This window comes from Anatilimnocola aggregata, from assembly GCF_007747655.1.
In the GTDB taxonomy this organism is placed as follows: domain Bacteria; phylum Planctomycetota; class Planctomycetia; order Pirellulales; family Pirellulaceae; genus Anatilimnocola; species Anatilimnocola aggregata.
Genome location: NZ_CP036274.1, coordinates 3475855 through 3493308, shown reverse-complemented (window position 1 = coordinate 3493308; position 17454 = coordinate 3475855). Strand labels below are relative to the sequence as shown.

The 17454-nt window shown below is 57.2% G+C and carries 17 protein-coding genes; 15 read left to right on the top strand and 2 right to left on the bottom strand.

The genetic code is table 11. The features are described from left to right. The first annotated feature begins 117 nt into the window (after positions 1–117). The 8 genes from ETAA8_RS13315 (at position 118) to ETAA8_RS13280 (ending at position 9089) form a co-directional block, all read left to right on the top strand. The gene (locus ETAA8_RS13315) at positions 118–1683 is read left to right on the top strand and encodes a hypothetical protein (protein WP_145088721.1); all 1566 of its coding nucleotides are present in this window, start codon (positions 118–120) and stop codon (positions 1681–1683) included. Between the two features lie 60 nt (positions 1684–1743). After that, entirely contained in the window at positions 1744–1995 is a 252-nt protein-coding gene (locus ETAA8_RS13310; protein WP_145088718.1) for a hypothetical protein, read from the top strand. 89 nt (positions 1996–2084) lie between these two features. Next, positions 2085–2354 carry a hypothetical protein gene (locus tag ETAA8_RS13305; RefSeq protein WP_145088715.1) on the top strand — a complete coding sequence of 90 codons (270 nt, stop codon included), beginning with the start codon at positions 2085–2087 and terminating at the stop codon, positions 2352–2354. A gap of 146 nt (positions 2355–2500) precedes the next feature. Then, positions 2501–3574, top strand: coding sequence for a DUF2330 domain-containing protein (locus ETAA8_RS13300; protein WP_145088712.1), 1074 nt, complete (start codon positions 2501–2503; stop codon positions 3572–3574). A 95-nt stretch (positions 3575–3669) separates the two neighbouring features. Further along, a complete protein-coding gene (locus ETAA8_RS13295; protein WP_145088709.1) occupies positions 3670–4965 on the top strand; it encodes a site-2 protease family protein in 1296 nt (431 codons plus the stop codon). Positions 4966–5142: 177 nt separating this feature from the next. Beyond that, positions 5143–6234 (top strand): DUF3500 domain-containing protein, encoded by a 1092-nt coding sequence (locus ETAA8_RS13290; protein ID WP_145088706.1) that lies wholly within the window; start codon positions 5143–5145, stop codon positions 6232–6234. A 149-nt stretch (positions 6235–6383) separates the two neighbouring features. Further along, positions 6384–8126, top strand: coding sequence for a gamma-glutamyltransferase (gene ggt / locus ETAA8_RS13285; RefSeq protein WP_145088703.1), 1743 nt, complete (start codon positions 6384–6386; stop codon positions 8124–8126). A gap of 63 nt (positions 8127–8189) precedes the next feature. Continuing rightward, positions 8190–9089, top strand: coding sequence for a rhomboid family intramembrane serine protease (locus ETAA8_RS13280; protein ID WP_145088699.1), 900 nt, complete (start codon positions 8190–8192; stop codon positions 9087–9089). Positions 9090–9164: 75 nt separating this feature from the next. On the opposite strand, the gene ETAA8_RS13275 is transcribed toward ETAA8_RS13280, so the two are convergent. Continuing rightward, positions 9165–10130 (bottom strand): hypothetical protein, encoded by a 966-nt coding sequence (locus ETAA8_RS13275; protein WP_202921809.1) that lies wholly within the window; start codon positions 10128–10130, stop codon positions 9165–9167. 394 nt (positions 10131–10524) lie between these two features. On the opposite strand from ETAA8_RS13275, the gene ETAA8_RS13270 reads away from it, so the two are divergent. From ETAA8_RS13270 to ETAA8_RS13240, 7 genes are all read left to right on the top strand, one after another. Continuing rightward, on the top strand, positions 10525–10797 hold the full coding sequence (locus ETAA8_RS13270; RefSeq protein WP_145088693.1) for an acyl carrier protein: 273 nt from the start codon (positions 10525–10527) through the stop codon (positions 10795–10797). Beyond that, entirely contained in the window at positions 10785–12365 is a 1581-nt protein-coding gene (locus tag ETAA8_RS13265; protein ID WP_145088691.1) for an acyl-CoA ligase (AMP-forming), exosortase A system-associated, read from the top strand. Before ETAA8_RS13270 ends, ETAA8_RS13265 begins: the two co-directional genes overlap by 13 nt. A gap of 43 nt (positions 12366–12408) precedes the next feature. Beyond that, positions 12409–13758 (top strand): type III PLP-dependent enzyme, encoded by a 1350-nt coding sequence (locus ETAA8_RS13260; protein WP_145088689.1) that lies wholly within the window; start codon positions 12409–12411, stop codon positions 13756–13758. 7 nt (positions 13759–13765) lie between these two features. Then, complete coding sequence (locus ETAA8_RS13255; protein ID WP_145088687.1) at positions 13766–14716, top strand: hypothetical protein; 951 nt, start codon at positions 13766–13768, stop codon at positions 14714–14716. 619 nt (positions 14717–15335) lie between these two features. Continuing rightward, positions 15336–15611, top strand: coding sequence for a flagellar biosynthesis anti-sigma factor FlgM (locus ETAA8_RS13250; protein WP_145088685.1), 276 nt, complete (start codon positions 15336–15338; stop codon positions 15609–15611). A 251-nt stretch (positions 15612–15862) separates the two neighbouring features. Further along, entirely contained in the window at positions 15863–16366 is a 504-nt protein-coding gene (locus tag ETAA8_RS13245) for a Fur family transcriptional regulator (protein ID WP_145088683.1), read from the top strand. A 31-nt stretch (positions 16367–16397) separates the two neighbouring features. After that, entirely contained in the window at positions 16398–16604 is a 207-nt protein-coding gene (locus ETAA8_RS13240; protein ID WP_145088681.1) for a hypothetical protein, read from the top strand. Between the two features lie 20 nt (positions 16605–16624). Here ETAA8_RS13240 and ETAA8_RS13235 read toward each other — a convergent pair whose 3' ends face one another. Continuing rightward, positions 16625–17353 carry an FkbM family methyltransferase gene (locus ETAA8_RS13235; RefSeq protein ID WP_145088679.1) on the bottom strand — a complete coding sequence of 243 codons (729 nt, stop codon included), beginning with the start codon at positions 17351–17353 and terminating at the stop codon, positions 16625–16627. Between the last annotated feature and the right edge of the window lie 101 nt (positions 17354–17454).

The following is a 17454-nucleotide window of genomic DNA, read 5'->3' as shown; positions in this document are numbered from 1 at the left end:
TCGACCTATGGCCCCGAGCATTCGAACTCGGTGTCCGCTCGAACGAGCTCGGTGTTGGGTTTCCAGCCGCCGTTCTGATCACGCGAGCCCGTTCACTATTCGCAGGCGAATTCTGTAATGAATCCAGTTATCTTCCAGGTGCTCGGCGTCCTGCTGGTACTGTTCTTCGGGTTCGTTACGTACATGAACACCAAGACGTGGAAGTGGGTGCATGTCACCTTCCTGTTATTGGTGTTCTTTGCTGTGCCAGCGTTCATGGTGTATGCCTCGATGACGCTTCTAACCCGCGCCAACTGGATGACGCTGGTGCAAAAATTGGAAGTCGAAGTCGAAGCGGCCCAATCGCGCGTCGCCTTGCTCGAGCGGGGCGAAGCCAACGATGTGAAAGGCGAAAAAGATTCCGTCTTCGTGCGCAGCGAAGAACTCTCGCGCTTGATTCTCGATCGCGGTCGCGTCTGGCGCGGCGCTCGTCCCGCTGGTGCTGCCGGTGGCACAGTTACCGTACAAGTTCCTGTCGCTGCACCTCCGCCGCAAGCAGCGCCAGCACCTGTGCCCATGCCGGCTGATCCTGCGGCACCCGTTGATCCCGCAGCGCCGGTTGACCCAGCTGCTCCGGTCGATCCTGCCGCGGCACCAATGCCCGTCGTGCCCGATCCGGCCGCTCAAGCACCCGCGCCGCAAGGTGGCGGTCACGGCATTGCCGAGAAAACCGTGCTGTATGCCTTTACCGAAGTCGACAGCGGCCAAGGCTTCATGAAGCCTGAGTTCTATCTCGGTCAATTCATCGTCACGCAGACTCAGGCTGATGCAGTGACTCTTGCTCCCCTGGTGCCACTCACTCCCGAACAAACAGCGCGAGTCAACGGCGGGAATGGAACCTGGACGTTGTACGAAACCTGTCCGATCGACACTTACGAACTCTTCGCCGGCCTGACGGCAGCTGAACTTCAGGCTTTGATTCCCATGGCCGAAACAGGCCTAGGCCAGGCCGATTACGACAAGCTGATCAACAGTTACGTCCTCGATGGCCAACGTGCCCCCGAAGGTACGTCACCGGACAACTTGTGGGCTGAAGTGAAGTTCGTCAAAACGTACAAAGAAGAAGTCGATGCCCCGTTAGTGAAGGACAATAACCTGCCCGGCGCTGATTTGTTCGACAAAGATGGCCGGGCACAGCCCATTCGACTTCATCGCAAGGAATCGGACATCGCTGAGTTCGAGCCGGGCGATACCGCCATCATCCCGAACGAAAAAGCCGATGAACTGGTCGCGCAAGGCATCGTCGAAAAGATCCAGCCCATCTATCGTCGCCGCATTATCGATTACGCCGCTCGGTACGTGTCTCTTCATCGCCGAATGGTGGAAATTGACAACAACATGCGTGAAGTGTCTCGCAACATCGCCACGCTGACCGCTGCCAAAACGAAGGCCGACGAGCAATACGCCCTGCTCACCGAGTACAAACGGCAACTGGACGAAGACCTGGCCAAAGTCACCTTCGAGCGCGATGGCGTTCTCACTTATGGCCGTACACTTTTCGGCAAGTTACAAGAAACGAACAACGAAATCCGCGTGCTGTTCGCCTCGAATAAGGCGCTCAATAGCGAACTTCGCCAGCTCACGGCCGCTGCCACCGATGAAGCCAATCGCCGCACCGAAGCAGCTACGGCGTCAGTGAAGTAGGGATCGGTTGCAAAGGATTGTCACGCTTCTGTTAGGATCAATTAACCAGGAGGCAGAAGCATGGCCTCGCAACAGACCCTTGTCGTGTCACAGGCCGCGAAAGAAATCTACGAACTACGTCTCCGTTCGATTCTCGAACAGTCACATCAAGACCAGTACGTCGCGATTGAGCCCTACTCGGGGCAACACTTCATTGGCGAAACTTTGACGGCAGCTATCCAAGCAGCTCGTCAGGCATTTCCGGATCGCTTATCATTCGCCCTGCGTGTTGGCCACGAGACAACCGTACATTTGGGTGAACTCTCGACATGAACGGTGTTGTGGACTCGGCCGGCCGTGCTCTTCTTACCTTGCTCGTCAGTTCTTCATCGAGCCCGACCTAGACGGAGCTATCTGTCTGGGTGGACACCGCCTTTGACGGCGAACTCGTTGTGTCCCAAGACAAAATCAGCGAACTCGGACTGGCTCAATCAGCTGCAGTCGAAGCAACTCTAGCTGATGGAACGAAAGTTATTCTGGAAACCTACGAATGCTGCATCGCTTGGTTTGACAAGCTTCGCCGGGTTGAGGTTATTGCCAACGAAGGAAGAATGCCATTACTAGGCATCGGACTACTTAAGAACTGCAAGCTGACCATTGACTATCGAGCTGGATCTCTCGAACTGCAGTAGTACCTGGTCACTCCGATTCGGCTAAGTAAACTGTAACAACCGGGAATATCCTCACTCTCAAGTGGCTCACTTTCTTCAGTGACGCAACTCTGCTTCACTAGTTCTAAACTTCTGGCCCTCAACTCCTCATCTCCCGGAGGCCAATCATGTCGCGTGCACTTTCCGCCTGTTTGCTGTTGCTGGCCATCGCTTATCCCAGCATCGCTTGTTGCCCGGCTCCTCCGTTAGGAGATTGGGTGGTGAACGCGGACCAGACCGTCATCATGCTCTGGGATCCGGCTGCCAAGAAACAGCACTTCATCCGAAAGGCTTCCTTTCAAAGCGAAGCGGACGATTTTGGCTTCTTGATCCCTTCACCGAGCAAACCCGAGCTGGCCGAGTCTGGCAACGAAGCGTTCGGCCTGCTGCACGAAGTAACTGCGCCACGAATTGTCTATCGTCCGCGCAATCCACAAGGGGGCGGCTGCAATCTAGGTTGTTCGATCGACGAGCCGAAGTCGGTAGTCACCGCCGCAGCTGGTCCGGCTGTTCGCGTGCTCGAAGAAAAGGAAGTGGCCGGGTTCAATGCCACAGTGCTGGAAGCTGACAACACTGCCGTGCTCGTCGAATGGCTCAAAGACAACGGCTATGCCTATTCGCCCGAAGTTGCTGCCTGGGCTCAACCTTATGTAGATCAGAACTGGAAAATCACGGCCCTCAAAGTGGCCAAACGGGCGGATAGCCAAGAGACACAAACCGTGCAGGCCGGCGCGCTGCGACTGTCGTTCGATACCGATCAGCCGCTGTTTCCTTATCGCGAACCTGACTATGCGCAACTTGCTGCCGGCAATGCGAAGCACACGCAAGCACTCGCGGAGCAACAGCGACTGCTGCGGATTTATTTTGTCTCAAACGCTCGCTACCAAGGAGATTTGACCCCCGCACAACCGTGGACCGGCAAAGTGGCCTGGGCCGGCAAGTTGGAAGAAATGCAGCGCACCCGCTTGCTCGATCTATTAAAACTCCCCTCGGAAACTGGCCCCGCAGAATTCTATCTTACCGAATTCGAAGATCAGTGGCCGTACAAAGTGGCACCTGCCGATGTCTACTTCGCCGAGGCAACCACTCAGACCGACGTCCGCCGTCCCGATGTCTACGTTCAGCGCGACGGCAGCAGCGATATTGGCCTGATTGCGTTGGTGCTGTTGGCGTTCATGCCGCTGCTGTTACGCCGGCAATAAGTGATGCAAATTATCTTGCAGTGCATTCCGCGCGCGGGCCATGCAATAATTGAGCAGGCACTCCTTCTCAACTTGCATCGCTTCGCGAGCCCTCCATGGACTTCCCTCCTCCACCCAGCCATCGTCAGACTGGTAGCGCGTTTGAAATAACGACGGCCGATATCCTGCTCGGCGAGGAAGACGTCCTCTTCGAGCAGAGTCTGCATGCCGCCAATGCCGCGATCGAATCCCCGCCGCGCAACAACAACGGTTGGTGGCTTCTGATCTCGATGGCTCTCTTCGCCCTGACGAGCCTCGGGGGCTTTAACCTGCTCGGCATGGGCCTGCTCGTGGCTGTGCTGTTGCTGCACGAGTCGGGGCACTTTCTGGGCATGAAGTTGTTCGGCTATCGCGATGTGAAGATGTTTTTCATTCCATTTTTCGGCGCGGCGGTCTCGGGCAAAAAGCACGCCGTTCCGGCCTGGCAAGAGATCGTAGTGCTCCTCCTTGGTCCGCTGCCTGGGCTGATCCTGGGCACGGTTCTATTTTTCGCCTTCCGGCCGACGGACTCCAAGAGCCTGATGTTTCAACTCGTAGCCATGCTGGTCGCCTTGAATGGGTTCAACCTGCTGCCGCTCATTCCACTCGACGGCGGCCGGGTGATGAATCTCCTCATCTTTCGACGACATCCCGCGCTCGAAGTGGTGTTCAAAATCTTCGCCGTCCTCGGCCTGGCACTGCTGGCCATCACGGGGTCGATCATTCTGGGATTGATGGCATTCTTCATGCTGATCGGCATTCCCTACGGCTATAAGCTGGCCTCGCGCGCCCGCCGCTTGCGGCGAGAGTTTCCAACCATCGTCGCCGAATGGCGCGAGCAGGGACTTGCTGAACTCCGCCAGCTGTATCAATACGCGCTCGATATCTTCCCGCAAGATCGTAACCCGGCGAACATCGGCACGCGCATGATCTCGCTTCACGAGCAGGCCTCGACATCGTCCCCCGGTATCCTCGGCACGCTCTTTTTCTTGATGGTTTATGGCACTAGTTTTTTCCTTGGGCCGACAGTGGGCGTGGTGATGGCGATAGACAACAACGCGAACATCGCCGCCCGCCAGATGGAAAAGGCGAAATCGTTGCACGATGAAGCAGTCGCCTTGCTTGCCGAAGCAAAGCAAATAGAACAGCAGGCCGATGGTCAGAATGTCGATCAGCAGCAAATCCTGAAGCTCCGTTCGCTGGCCGAGGAAAAGGTCAATGAGGGAATGGATTTGGTCTGGGCAAATCTTCACCTGGCTAAGACCGACGAAAATGAGAGAGTGACCTCAAGTCTTGCCGATCTGCAAATGGAGATGATGATTGCGAAAGCAAAACCGGCCGAGCCGCAACCAGCGAAGGAGTCGGTTCCGTAGATCATCGACCCAAGCCTTATGCCTGTTGGTAGTGTTGGTCGGCAAACAGTAGTCAGAACAAGGCAACCGCTGCCCTGCGGATGGTTGCTCTCAATCGATCAGCCTATATTGATGGAGCGTGGTTGATGCCAGATTGCGTCGGTTCTCGTTCGGTTTGTTCCTCGCAAGGAGTTGGTTATGTCTGAATCGCATCCCGTCTGTCCCGATTGTGAATCGCCCGGCTCGGCGTCGCCGCGCAGCGAACGTGGCCGCACGGAAGTTGCCCGCCGCGAATTTCTGCGTACCTCGGCAGCCGGTGCTACCCTGCTTGCCATGGGTGCCACAACTGGCAATTTGTTTGGTGCGGATGAAAAGCCCGCTGACAAGAAAACGCCTGAGACGCTGGTCAAGCAACTTTACGACTCGATGAGCAAGGACCAAAAGAAAGAGGTCTGCTTCGATTGGGACTATCAAGATCCTAAACTGGGCCTGCTCCGCACTCGCATCTCGAACAACTGGCACATCACCTCGCCCACCATTATCGGCAGCGACTACTACACCAAGGAGCAAGCTGAAATCGTGCGGGCGATCTACGAAGGAATCATTAGCCCCGAGTGGCATGCCAAGGTCGACAAGCAGTTAAAGGACGACAACGGCGGTAAGGGCTGGGGCACGAGCCAAAATGTTGCCATCTTCGGCAAGCCGGGCGACGGCAAGTTCGAATTGGTGATGACCGGCCGGCACATGACACTTCGCTGCGACGGCAACAGCACCGAGCACATGGCCTTTGGCGGGCCAATCTTCTACGGTCACGCGGCCAGTGGCTTCAACGAGAAGCCCGGCCATCCTGGCAATGTTTACTGGGAACAAGCGCTCGAAGCCAACAAGGTCTACGAGATGCTCGACGGCAAGCAGCGACAGAAGGCCGAAGTCTCGAAGACGTGGCCCGAAAGCCAGGTGCAACTGCAGGGCGACAAGGGAACGTTCGCCGGCATTCCCGTGGCCGATATGTCGTCCGATCAGAAGGAACAAATGCAGAAAGTGCTGCAAAAACTGATCGAGCCTTATCGCCAAAGCGATCGAGACGAAGTGCTCGCCTGCTTGAAGACCAACGGCGGTCTCGACAAGTGCTCGCTGGCCTTCTTCACTGATGCCGACCTGGGCAACGACAAGATTTGGGACAACTGGCGCCTTGAGGGCCCGGCGTTCGTTTGGAACTTCCGCAGCGTGCCGCACGTTCACTGCTGGGTGAACATCGCCGACAACGCCAACGTGAAGTTGAACTCCTAAGTTCCGCCAACTAATCTCACGCCCCCGGGCCTGTTCCGGGGGTTTAACGGCTTTTGCACTACTCGGGCACATGACACGTGTCGTAGAGCTTGTGCCTAAGCCAATGAACCACCGCCGCAGGGGCGGAGGCGAATGGAAGCGAAAAGATCATGCTCACTCGCCGAGATTTGTTACGCGCGCTAGCTGCGACTTCGGCGGGGACTCTGGCGGCAAATACCTTTGCCTCGTTACGTGCTGCTGACACTCAAACCTGGCAGCGCGGTGCCGTCGCCACCGTCCAACCGTTGGCAACGAAGGCTGGTGTGAATGCGCTGCGCCAGGGTGGCAATGCCGTCGATGCCGCCATCGCGGCTGCCGTTACGCTGGGCGTTGTCGACCAACACAATTCGGGACTCGGTGGCGGCTGCTTCATTTTGATCCGTCAGGCCAACGGCAAATTGCTGGCCATCGATGGCCGCGAGACCGCGCCAGCCAAAGCTTCGCGCGACATGTACGTGCGCGATGGCAAAGCAGTTCCCGCGCTTAGTCAAACGGGGCCCCTCGCAGTCGCCACTCCCGGCGCACTAGCCGCATATGCTTTGGCACTCAACAAAGCGGGTAAGTTGAAACTGGCGGAAGTCGTTCAGCCGGCCGCTGATCTGGCGGCCAAGGGTTTTGCGCTCGATCGCAACTATGCCCGCAAATTGAAGAGCACCGCCGACAAACTCGCTCAGTTTCCCGGCTCGAAAGGAGCGTTACTCAAGGCCGATGGCACAGCTTACGAGGAAGGTGAAACGCTTAAACAGCCAGATTTGGCTCGTACCTATCAGCAAATTGCGAAGCATGGCATCGACTGGTTCTATCGTGGTGAGTTTGCCGCAATGGTCGAAGCGTGGATGAAAGCCAACGGTGGCATTCTGACGGCTGCAGACTTTGCCGCTTACCAGCCCATCGTTCGCGAGCCACTGCAAACGACCTATCGCGATTATCGAATCATCGGCTTTCCGCCCCCTAGTTCCGGCGGCGTGCATGTGGCGCAGATGCTCAACATGCTCGAACAGTTCGAGCTGGCCGATTTGAACAAACAGGGCAGGGGGGCACTCGAGCATCTACTGGCCGAAGTGATGAAGCTGGCCTTTGCCGATCGCGCTTACTGGCTGGGCGATCCTGATTTTGCCAACGTGCCGCGCGGCCTCATCGACAAAGCGTACGCTCGCGAACTGGCAGCCAAGATCGACTTAAACAAGGCCAGCGAGGTGAAAAGTTATGGCCGCCCACCACGCGCGACGGAGAACATTTTCGCCAAGCCACCGGCCGATGCTCCCATCATCGACAAACACACCACGCATATTGCCGCCGCCGATGCCGAGGGAAATTGGGTCGCTATTACGGCGACAGTGAATACGACATTCGGTTCCAAAATCATCGTTCCCGGCACTGGTCTCGTGCTGAATAACGAGATGGATGACTTTTCCATCAGCCCTGGCCAGCCCAATGCCTTCGGGCTGATTGGTGCGGAAGCGAATGCCGTGCAACCTGGCAAGCGACCACTCTCCAGCATGAGCCCGACCATCGTGCTGCGCGACAATCAGCCCTTCTTAACGGTTGGTGCTGCTGGCGGCCCCACCATCATCACGCAAGTGCTGCAGGTGCTCGTCCGCGTGCTCGACCTGCACCAGCCACTCAGTGAGGCGGTCGCGGCACCCCGCGTGCATCATCAATGGCGTCCCGATGAACTGCGAGTGGAACAATCGCTGCCAGCAGCCACGGTTGCTGCGCTGCAAGATCGCGGTCATAAGATCGACGCAACTGCTGGCATCGGTGTCTGCCAGGCGGTTTCCTTCGATCCTGCCACGAAAGCCTTCACCGGCGTACACGATCCACGCGTGCCCGGTTCAGCCGAAGGCTTGTAAGAAGCAGAATTCTGCTACGATGAGTGGAATTCTTCGCCCGCTTTTTTCAGCCCCGAATGAGTCATGGGATATCAGGAACGAGATTACTACCGCGACGATGCACCCGACGATCCGCTGGGCCTGCGGGCCATGTCAGTCACTGCCAAACTGATCGTGCTAACGGTGCTGGTGTTTCTGGTCGACCTGTTTTTCGGCGGCCCCGAACATCGCATCACAAAAGCTTTGGCCCTCTGGCCCGAGGTTTGGGTCAAGCCTTGGTATTTCTTTCAGGTTCTAACTTATGGCTTTGTGCATAGTTCCACCAACGTCCAGCACATCCTGGGGAACATGATCGGCCTCTGGGTCTTCGGTCGACTGCTCGAAGAGAAACAAGGCGGAGCCTATCTGGTTCGCTATTACCTGGCCTCGATCATGATCTGCGGGCTGGCTTGGGCGGCCCGGCATTACTTCCTGTTGCATGAGATGGGGCCACTGCTGGGCGCTTCGGGTGGGGTGACGGCGGTCATCATCTTATTCTGCTTGAAGAACCCGCGAGCCACGATGCTCGACAAAGTGCTCATACCCGTTCCTGCCTGGATCCTGGGCGCGTTGATTGTGCTGGCCGATCTATTTGGCGTGCAAATGGGGCCCAAAGAAGAAGGGAGCCGCGTGGCCTTCGACGTTCACCTGACGGGTGCGGCCTTTGCCGTGTTAGTCTGGGCATTGAAGATCAACTTCGGCCGCGGCACGTTTCTCGATAGTCCTGGCCGCTGGCTGAAGAACTTGCGCAACCGCTTCAAGAGCCGCCCAGCACTCCGCGTCCACTCCGAACCCCATGAAGGTGACGATGATGAAGACGTGCTGGAGCGCGAAGGCGATCGCATTCTCGCCAAGATTTCTCAACACGGCGACGCCAGCCTGACCGCCAAAGAACGCCGCACGCTCGAGCAATACAGCCGGCTCATGCGCGCCAAGCGCAAATAAGCCTCACTCTCCACGACAAGTGCCGGTCGCCAAAGCCGCCGCCAAGCGAATTCAATCGGACCTTTTGAAGAAGGGCTATTCTTTCTTCCGGTCACCATCAGGACGACGACCACCCGCTTCGCGCATCCGTTCGATCATCGCCTTTAATTCGGTCTCGTCGAGTTGACCGTCGCTGTTGGAGTCGATTCGGTCGAAGTTCTCCTTGAGGCGATCGGGGGCTTCGTCCCGGCTGATCTTCTTATCGCCGTTCGCATCGGCCTCTTTCAGTCGCGCCAGGAACTGCTCGGCAAATACTCCGGCAGTTGGGCGACCTTCGGGGCGTCCTTCGGGGCGTCCTTCGGGGCGTCCTTCGGGCCGCATACCTGGCGGCGGCCCCACTTCGTCGCGCGTCAACTTGCCATCGCCATTGCGATCCAGCTTGGCGAGCGCCTTGGGAGCAGCGGCAATCTCGTCAGCCGAAATTTCGCCATCGCCGTTCGAATCAAGTGCCCGAACTAGCGACGGACCGTTCTCGCGAGCTTCGGGCGAGCCTTCAGGTCGCCTTGGTGGCGTTCCTTCTGGACGACCAGCTGGTGGCCCACCCGGAAATGCACCGGCTACTTTTTCGAACTCAGCCAGGGTTACACTACCATCGCTATCGCCATCCAGGCGATCGAAGTTCTCTCGCATCCGTTCGGGAGCTTCGTCTTTGCTAAGCTTGCCATCGCTGTTCTTATCGAAGCGTTCGAAGATCGCCTTTGCTGCGAACCCGCCAAAACCACCGCCGGGACGACCAGCCGGCGCAGCCTCGGCCATCGGCTGCCCCTTCTTGAGCGCGGCGATCAGTTCTTCCTTGCCAAGCTTTTTGTCGTCGTTGGCATCCCCCATGCGCAGCAAGCGTTCGAACAGTGGCCGCTTGTCTTCGGGCACTTCGTCTAGGGCGACAACGCCGTCCTTATTTGCGTCAAGCTTCTCAAACAGTTCGGCGGGTTCCTGGGCTGCTGCGGGAAAAACGCTGGTTACCGCCGCAGCAGTAACGATTCCGAAAAGTAACTTGCGCATGGTTGGGTCTCGCGAGAGGAAGTCAGAATTGGTCATCCCCTTTAACCTGATGGGGATTCCGAAGTTTCGTTGATTCTCGGGCGCGATGCCAGGAGATTTTTTCGCGTCGATTGCGGCGCACCTGGCCGCGAAAGTTCAGAAATTCGGCAAACGCTGGCTGAGCAGTTTGGCTGCACGACAACCTGTCGCATGCACCTAACTCTTTAACTTGAAACGACTTGCGACATTCTTTCATCTCAGATCGTGGCAGCAAGTCCACGATGGGCCGTATTTTTTTGCCGTTTGGGGCAAACCTCAACTGATATCCCTCGTTAGGCGTGCTAATTTTGCCGAAGAATAACGTTTCCGTAATATAATGTAGCACTTACTTGCTTGTCGCTTATCGAGATCGCCCATGACTCCCATCGAAATCCAAACGAAGTTGCGCGAATTCATCGTCCAGCAATTTCCAGCTGCGGCAAGCAAAGAGATCGGCCCCCATGATTCGCTCATCAAGCACGGAATCATCGATTCGCTGGGGGTTTTGGAGATCGTGACATTTGTCGAGCAACAGTTCGCCATCGTCTTGAGTGACGACGAGATGGTTTCGGAGCACTTTGAATCCATCGCGTCGTTGGCGGAATTCATTCAAAGCAAACGAGTGCCGGAAGTGTCATGCAATTCCTGATTCATCACCTGCTACGCGATGCGGCTGCGCGGTCCCCAGCTAAGGAAGCGCTGATCCAAGGTGCGACGCGGCTGACCTATGAATTAGCTCAGCAGGCTGCGATCGCCCTCGGCACACGACTGCGCGAAGCAGGGACCAAGCGCCTCGATCGCGTCGGAGTCCTGCTCGAGCCTTCTTGCGAACTGGCCGTCTCGTTGTTCGGCGTGTCGCAGGCGGGTGGGGTCTTTGTGCCGATTCACCACGGCCTGTTTGCCGATCAAGTGGAGCACATCGTTCGCGATTGCCGCATGACCGGCATCATTCTCGATGCCGCGCGGTGGCAACAACTTCGACCAACGCTAGAGACCTGCGAATCACTGCAATTCATTGTCCTCGTCGGCGAGACGGCTGAGGCAACAAGCCAGCTGCGGACCTATTCCTTTCCCGCTTGGAGTGCCGCCGGGTCGGAGCAGTTACCCGAGCAAGCCATCGACAAAGACCTCGGAGCAATTCTCTATACATCTGGCTCCACCGGCAAGCCGAAGGGAGTGATGCTCAGCCATGCGAACTTGCTGGCAGGGGCGACAATTGTGTCTGACTATCTGCAAATCACAGCGGCAGATCGCATCCTGGCGGTGCTGCCCTTCAGTTTCGATGCCGGACTGAACCAATTGACGACCGCCATCCAACAAGGTGGCACGTGCGTGATGCTGAAGTTCCTGTTCGCGAAGGAAATCGTGAACATGCTCGCGCAGGAAAAGATCACCGGCCTCGCCGGCGTCCCGCCTCTTTGGAGCCTGATTGCTCAAGATAGTTCGAAGTTGGCCAGTACCCCGCTGCCTCACTTGCGGTACATCACGAACACCGGTGGTGCCTTGCCTCTGAGCACCCTGCAGCGATTACGCAGCGCAGTGCCGGATACGAAGGTGGTGTTGATGTACGGCCTGACCGAAGCCTTTAGGTCCACCTATTTGCCACCGTCAGAATTGGACAAGCGCCCCACTTCAATGGGCAAGGCGATTCCCGATACCGAGATTCTCGTGCTCGACGAAGAGGGGAAGCCATGTGCCCCGGGCGAAATCGGCGAGTTGGTCCATCGCGGACCCACCGTCTCGCTCGGCTACTGGGGTCAGCCCGAACTTACTGCCAAAGTGTTGCGGCCAAATCCACTGTTGCCGCCCGAACTCAGCGACCACGAGCGAGTCTGTTATTCGGGTGATCTGGTAAAAACCGACGAAGACGGTTTTCTGTACTTTGTCGGTCGCCGCGACAACCAGATTAAGTCTTCGGGCTTTCGCATCAGTCCGACGGAAGTGGAAGAAGCACTCTGCAAGACAGGCCAGCTGCGCGATGCGGCAGTCATCGGACTGCCCGACGAGGTCCTCGGCCAGCGGATCAAGGCCTTCGTCGTCCCGCGTGAAGGGGTAGAAGTGATTCCGGAGCAATTGCTCGCCCAAGTCGCCACGCTCCTGCCGCGCCACATGATTCCTAAGTCGGTCGAAGTACTGCGCGAGTTCCCCAAAACATCGAGCGGCAAAATTAACTATCCAGCGCTCCGCCAGCGCGAAGCGGCTTCAAGCGCCAAGTAAGGCGCACTACGAATCGACCCTGTTTTCTGGATTGCAGAAGCAAATGGCCGGCGTAACCACAACCACTCCCGCAACTCAGACTGACCATGTCGCCGACCTGATTGCGCGGCATTTTGGCGTGTCCGCTGGCCAACTGCAGGTGGGTGGAGTGGCCATTAGCGAATTGGTGCGGCAGTTCGGTTCGCCACTTTATGTATACGATCTGGACGTTGCCCGACGACAATACCAGCTATTGCGGCAGACGCTACCTCCTCGCTTCGACATCTGCTTTTCGGTTAAGGCAAATCCCAATCAAGCACTGCTCCGCACGTTCGTGGGGCAGGGGAGTGGGCTGGAGATCGCTTCCAGCGGAGAGTTGCATCAAGCCCTCGCTGCGGGGTGCCCAGCTCATAAGATCCTGTTTGCTGGTCCAGGCAAAACCGAACAAGAACTTGAGTTGGCCCTCGCTCAGCAGATCGGCGAGATTCACGTCGAATCTCGCACCGAAGCCAGGCGACTTGCTCGCCTGGCAGAGCTAAAACACACACGCGCGCGAATTTCGTTGCGAGTAAATCCCGCTGCCGCAGTCGAGGGTGGTGGGATGCGCATGGGAGCGAAAGCCGTTCCCTTTGGCATCGATGAAGATCAGCTTGATGACTTGCTGGACGAGTTGCTACCGATCCCAGCGCTTGAGATTGTGGGACTTCACTTGTTCGTGGGAACCCAAATTCTCGACCACGAGCAACTGCTCAAGCAGTATCGTGCCGGGCTGGAAATTGCCCGTCATCTGCAACAGCGTCTAGGTCGTCCCTTGCAGACAATTGACCTGGGAGGTGGACTGGGCGTCCCTTATTTTGCTCACGAGACCAGGCTCGATCTGTGCCAACTGCAGGTGGGATTGAGGGCGTGGATGGAAGAGATCGCTCGCGGGGCAGAATTCAGCGAGGTTCGTTTCGTTCTGGAGCCCGGCCGCTTTCTAGCTGCTGAAATGGGTCTGTACGTGACGCAAGTTACCGACGTAAAGACGTCGCGCGGCAAGAAGTTCGCGATTGTCGATGGCGGCATGCATCATCATTTAGCTGCGTCCGGGAATCTCGGCCAAACCATCAAGCGCAACTATCCCGTTGCCGTCCTCAACAAACTGGATTGCGTAACAACCGAAACGATCGATGTGGTTGGACCACTTTGCACACCACTCGATGTCCTCGCGCGCGGCTTGGAACTTCCCCCCATCGAAATTGGTGATTGGATCGGGGTGTTTCAATCCGGTGCCTATGGTCGATCTGCCAGTCCCTTAGGATTTCTCAGTCGGCAAGCGCCGGTTGAAGTGGTCGTCGAACGCGGAGTTGCCCGCCTGTCTCGCAAGCGCGGCACAGACCACGACTACCTCGCGGACCAACTGCTTTGCGACTAGAGAAACCATGCCAGCCATCGAAAAACTCACCGCCGCGATGTTCCCGGAAGTGTTCGACACGCTGCTGCGTGAGTTCGACCCGCAGATGCCCGAAGCAAAATGTCGACGCGCCTTTGAACCGCGTGGTTGGCACGACGAAGACCATTTTGGCTATGTCTTGCGAGATCAAGGTCGCCCGGTCGGCGTGCTCGGCGCGCTGTTCAGTCGCAGGCTCATCAACGGGCAAGACGTCCGGTTTTGCAATCTGCACAATTGGTACGTTCAGCCCGCCCATCGAGCCGCCAGCCTGCTGCTCATGCGGCCGATCCTGGCATTAAAGGACCACGTCGTCACAGACCTCTCCGCCTCGGGCGAAGTGGTCGCCATCTCCGAGCGGTTAGGCTTTTCGAAACTCGATCGCACGATTCGGTTGCTTCCAAAAATGCCTCGGGGTCGGGCTACTGCCGATGTCATTGAGTTGACTTCCCAACCTGAATTAGCCGAGGCTAAATTAACGCCAACTGAATTTCAGCTGTACCGAGATCATCAGGGGATCGAGTGCCGGCACCTGTGGATCGAAAGTTCGGAAGGAAGTTGTTACCTGGTTGCCTCGCTGGTAGCCAGCCGCTGGTTACCGCATGTCTTTGTGCACCACCTCACGAATCCGGAAGTGTTTTCTCGGCACCACCGGCTAATTCGGCAACACTTGCTCTCGGCAGGTGGCTACTACGTCGCCGTAAACGAGCCTCATTTGCACGATCAGCGCATTCCCTGCTCGTTGCGAGCCGACGCGAATCAAAGGCTGGTCCGCGGCAATCTCTGCCCCCCCGCTGCCATTGATTCTCTGTACTCGGAGATGCCTCTTTTCAAGCTCCCGATCCACCCTAGACCGCCGCTGTTCATTCGCGGGTTGGCTTTGAAACTGTGGCGCTGGAAACAAGCTTGGACGCCCCGCAAGCGTTATTCGGCTGGACGCTAGCATCGCGGCAGGTTCGATCTTGTTGAGATTTCCCGACCCCGATAGACTGCGCAAGATATTGCCGGTCGGGCTACGTGCGGGAATTCGCTGGAAACGCAGAAATGTCGACCCAGTCCGAACCGGCAGCGACTGGTTGGCGTAGTACTGTTCATGCGGCCGAGGCAGGTTGCCAAAAAGCAACACCGCCCTCGGGACGACCCAGCGTTAGACCTTGCTGGCACAGTCCTTACAGCCGTTCAGGATGCTTAAATTCGCTACAGGAGGTTCGCGAAACAAAGATCGAAGGGGACTCGCGTCCTTGCCGATAACTCTGGGGTGTCAAACGTGCTAGCGTTCGCCAAGTCTCATCGCCTGACACGGAACAAACCCCCGACACGGAAGCGCGACGCCTGCTGATTTTTGTACGACGTAGATTGGGAAACAGCCTTTAGTCTTTCGTGCCGGGTTACTTGCAATTTGCTACTGCTGCATCCGTTCGGGTGCCCCAGCGGTTGTTCGTCCGGTTCGGACTGCGGTTCGTTCTCCCACGCTTCTGAAATTCCATTGAGGACATTTTGTGACTGGCTCAGCTCATCGACCCAATCGGGACAGGCCAGCACGTGTGGAGGGAGATTCCGTCATGTATATTTATGGTAGTTCGCAAATTCACACCGCTCAGCCCCTGAGTGCCCCGCATCGCCCCTTGGCAGCGCAGGCACCGCAAAGCCGGGGAGTGTCGGGAGTCGATCAGTTGGACATCTCTCCAGAAGCCGACCTCATCAGCCAGGTTCACGACCTGCCCGATGTTCGTCAGGACAAGGTGAACAGCATCCGCGCCCAAATCGCTTCGGGCACGTATGACACCGACGCGAAGCTCGACGCCGCCCTCAGTCGTCTGCTGGATGAAATCGGCTAAGGGGGAAATGCAGAAGTGAGAAGGCAGAGTGCAGAATAAACTGCATTTCGCGACTTTCCGAACATTCTGCGTTCTTCGATCAGCATTCTGCATTTCGATTGCCCTTCTTCCCCATTCGCCCGCTGCACCGTAGAATCACTTATTGAGACTACGCCCGGCAGCTGATGGGGATTTTCGCAAAGAAACTTCAAAGCACTGCCAGCGACCAGTCTCAATAGACTGTTCTCAGCTCTCTTCGCCGCAAGTGCTTTATGTCGAACTCAGAATCGCTCGAACGCGTCCCCGTTGCCCTCTCTCCGCGCGACCGCTTTGTCGAGTTTCTGCAAAGCAAAGGGATGCGGGTTACTCAGCAGCGGCTGTCGCTGGTCGATCATGTTTTCAGCCGGCACGAGCACTTCGACGCCGACCAACTGATTGAGCAGTTGCCCCCCTCGGGCGACCCCAACCACGTTAGCCGGCCAACCGTCTATCGCACGCTCAACGAGTTCGTCGATGCGGGACTCCTCCGCCGCTTCAATCTCAACGGGCGGGCCGTGTACGAGCACGACTATGGCTATCCACAGCATGATCACTTTCATTGCACCGAGTGCAACAAGCTGCTGGAGTTCACCAGCCCCGAGTTGCTTCAGATGCGCGACGATCTAGGCAAGCAGCACCAGTTCCGCGTCACCGGCCACCGCCTCATCATCAGCGGCATCTGCCAGGAATGCACTCAGGCCAAACGCCGCAGCCGCAGCCGGATGAACATGATTTAGATCGTTGGCGTCCAGCCGGAACGAGTCATTCATGAAGTTCTCGCTTCGCGACTTAATCTGGCTGACCTTGGCAGTTTCGCTGCTCATCTTGCTCTTGCTGGAGCACCGCCACCGGATTGCCGCTGAGCACGAAGCAAAGAACCGTGGCATCGAGAACGATTATTTGACCGCCAGGACACTGAAACTTGAGGAACAGCTTCATGGATCGGCTGTTCGTCCGCTGAATCGGGCTCCCTAGCAGAACCATCGAAGGGGGCACTAGCGCGTACAAAGAACCGAGTCAGCTTCGGCCAGGTCGCCACCGTCCATGCAGCGGAGGTCGTAATTCAACTCACGCAGGAATTCGCAGCAGGCGGCGTGAACTTTGCGGCCGTGAGTTGAGAGAAAGATCGTCGGGCGGCAATTGATCAATGTCTCACGGCCACCGCGGAGGACATCTACCTCGGCACCTTCAACATCGATCTTCATGTGAGTCGGCCGCATTTGCTGCTGGTCGACAAACTCATCCAAGCTGATCATCGGCACGCGCAGCGAACCCTCATTCGACAGTTTGCCGGTGCCAGTGCCGGTGCCCATCTGAAAGTTCGCGAAGCCCGCTTCAGCAGCCACGGCTAACTCGTGGATTGAAACGTTCCGGCAGCGATTGGCTGCAACATTGGCCCGCAGGAAGGCGATATTCCGTGGTTCGGGTTCAAAGGCCACCACATGCCCTTTCGAGGCGAGCCTGGCCGACAGGAGCGTGTAGTAGCCAACATTCGCGCCGATATCGAAGACGACAGCGTCGTCTTCGATCAGTTCTTGAAACAATTTCGACTGCGTCTTTTCATACGTTCCGCAAAACAGTCGGACAATTTTCCCGCCACTAGCCGGCAACCAACGGCTGCCGGTGAGCGGCCCGCGGAGAATCGGCAAGTATGCTTTTTGCCAGTAGGGAAGTCGGTACGAAAGTGTTAAATCGGCAGACGTTGCGGTTGCTAATTGCGACATAATCGACCCTCCGCCGAAGCGGTTTGCGAGTGTTCCCTAAGTCGCGGGATATTAGCTGGATTTGTCAGTACGCTGCCAGAGCAATTTCCCCCCGACAGCAG

What these genes read in the sequence shown, in the direction of transcription:
- ETAA8_RS13315 (WP_145088721.1), top strand. Translation starts at nt 118, where the DNA reads ATGAATCCAGTTATCTTCCAGGTGCTCGGCGTCCTGCTGGTACTGTTC.
- ETAA8_RS13310 (WP_145088718.1), top strand. Translation starts at nt 1,744, where the DNA reads ATGGCCTCGCAACAGACCCTTGTCGTGTCACAGGCCGCGAAAGAAATC.
- ETAA8_RS13300 (WP_145088712.1), top strand. Translation starts at nt 2,501, where the DNA reads ATGTCGCGTGCACTTTCCGCCTGTTTGCTGTTGCTGGCCATCGCTTAT.
- ETAA8_RS13295 (WP_145088709.1), top strand. Translation starts at nt 3,670, where the DNA reads ATGGACTTCCCTCCTCCACCCAGCCATCGTCAGACTGGTAGCGCGTTT.
- ETAA8_RS13290 (WP_145088706.1), top strand. Translation starts at nt 5,143, where the DNA reads ATGTCTGAATCGCATCCCGTCTGTCCCGATTGTGAATCGCCCGGCTCG.
- ggt (WP_145088703.1), top strand. Translation starts at nt 6,384, where the DNA reads ATGCTCACTCGCCGAGATTTGTTACGCGCGCTAGCTGCGACTTCGGCG.
- ETAA8_RS13280 (WP_145088699.1), top strand. Translation starts at nt 8,190, where the DNA reads ATGGGATATCAGGAACGAGATTACTACCGCGACGATGCACCCGACGAT.
- ETAA8_RS13275 (WP_202921809.1), bottom strand. Translation starts at nt 10,130, where the DNA reads ATGCGCAAGTTACTTTTCGGAATCGTTACTGCTGCGGCGGTAACCAGC.
- ETAA8_RS13270 (WP_145088693.1), top strand. Translation starts at nt 10,525, where the DNA reads ATGACTCCCATCGAAATCCAAACGAAGTTGCGCGAATTCATCGTCCAG.
- ETAA8_RS13265 (WP_145088691.1), top strand. Translation starts at nt 10,785, where the DNA reads ATGCAATTCCTGATTCATCACCTGCTACGCGATGCGGCTGCGCGGTCC.
- ETAA8_RS13260 (WP_145088689.1), top strand. Translation starts at nt 12,409, where the DNA reads ATGGCCGGCGTAACCACAACCACTCCCGCAACTCAGACTGACCATGTC.
- ETAA8_RS13255 (WP_145088687.1), top strand. Translation starts at nt 13,766, where the DNA reads ATGCCAGCCATCGAAAAACTCACCGCCGCGATGTTCCCGGAAGTGTTC.
- ETAA8_RS13250 (WP_145088685.1), top strand. Translation starts at nt 15,336, where the DNA reads ATGTATATTTATGGTAGTTCGCAAATTCACACCGCTCAGCCCCTGAGT.
- ETAA8_RS13245 (WP_145088683.1), top strand. Translation starts at nt 15,863, where the DNA reads ATGTCGAACTCAGAATCGCTCGAACGCGTCCCCGTTGCCCTCTCTCCG.
- ETAA8_RS13240 (WP_145088681.1), top strand. Translation starts at nt 16,398, where the DNA reads ATGAAGTTCTCGCTTCGCGACTTAATCTGGCTGACCTTGGCAGTTTCG.
- ETAA8_RS13235 (WP_145088679.1), bottom strand. Translation starts at nt 17,353, where the DNA reads ATGTCGCAATTAGCAACCGCAACGTCTGCCGATTTAACACTTTCGTAC.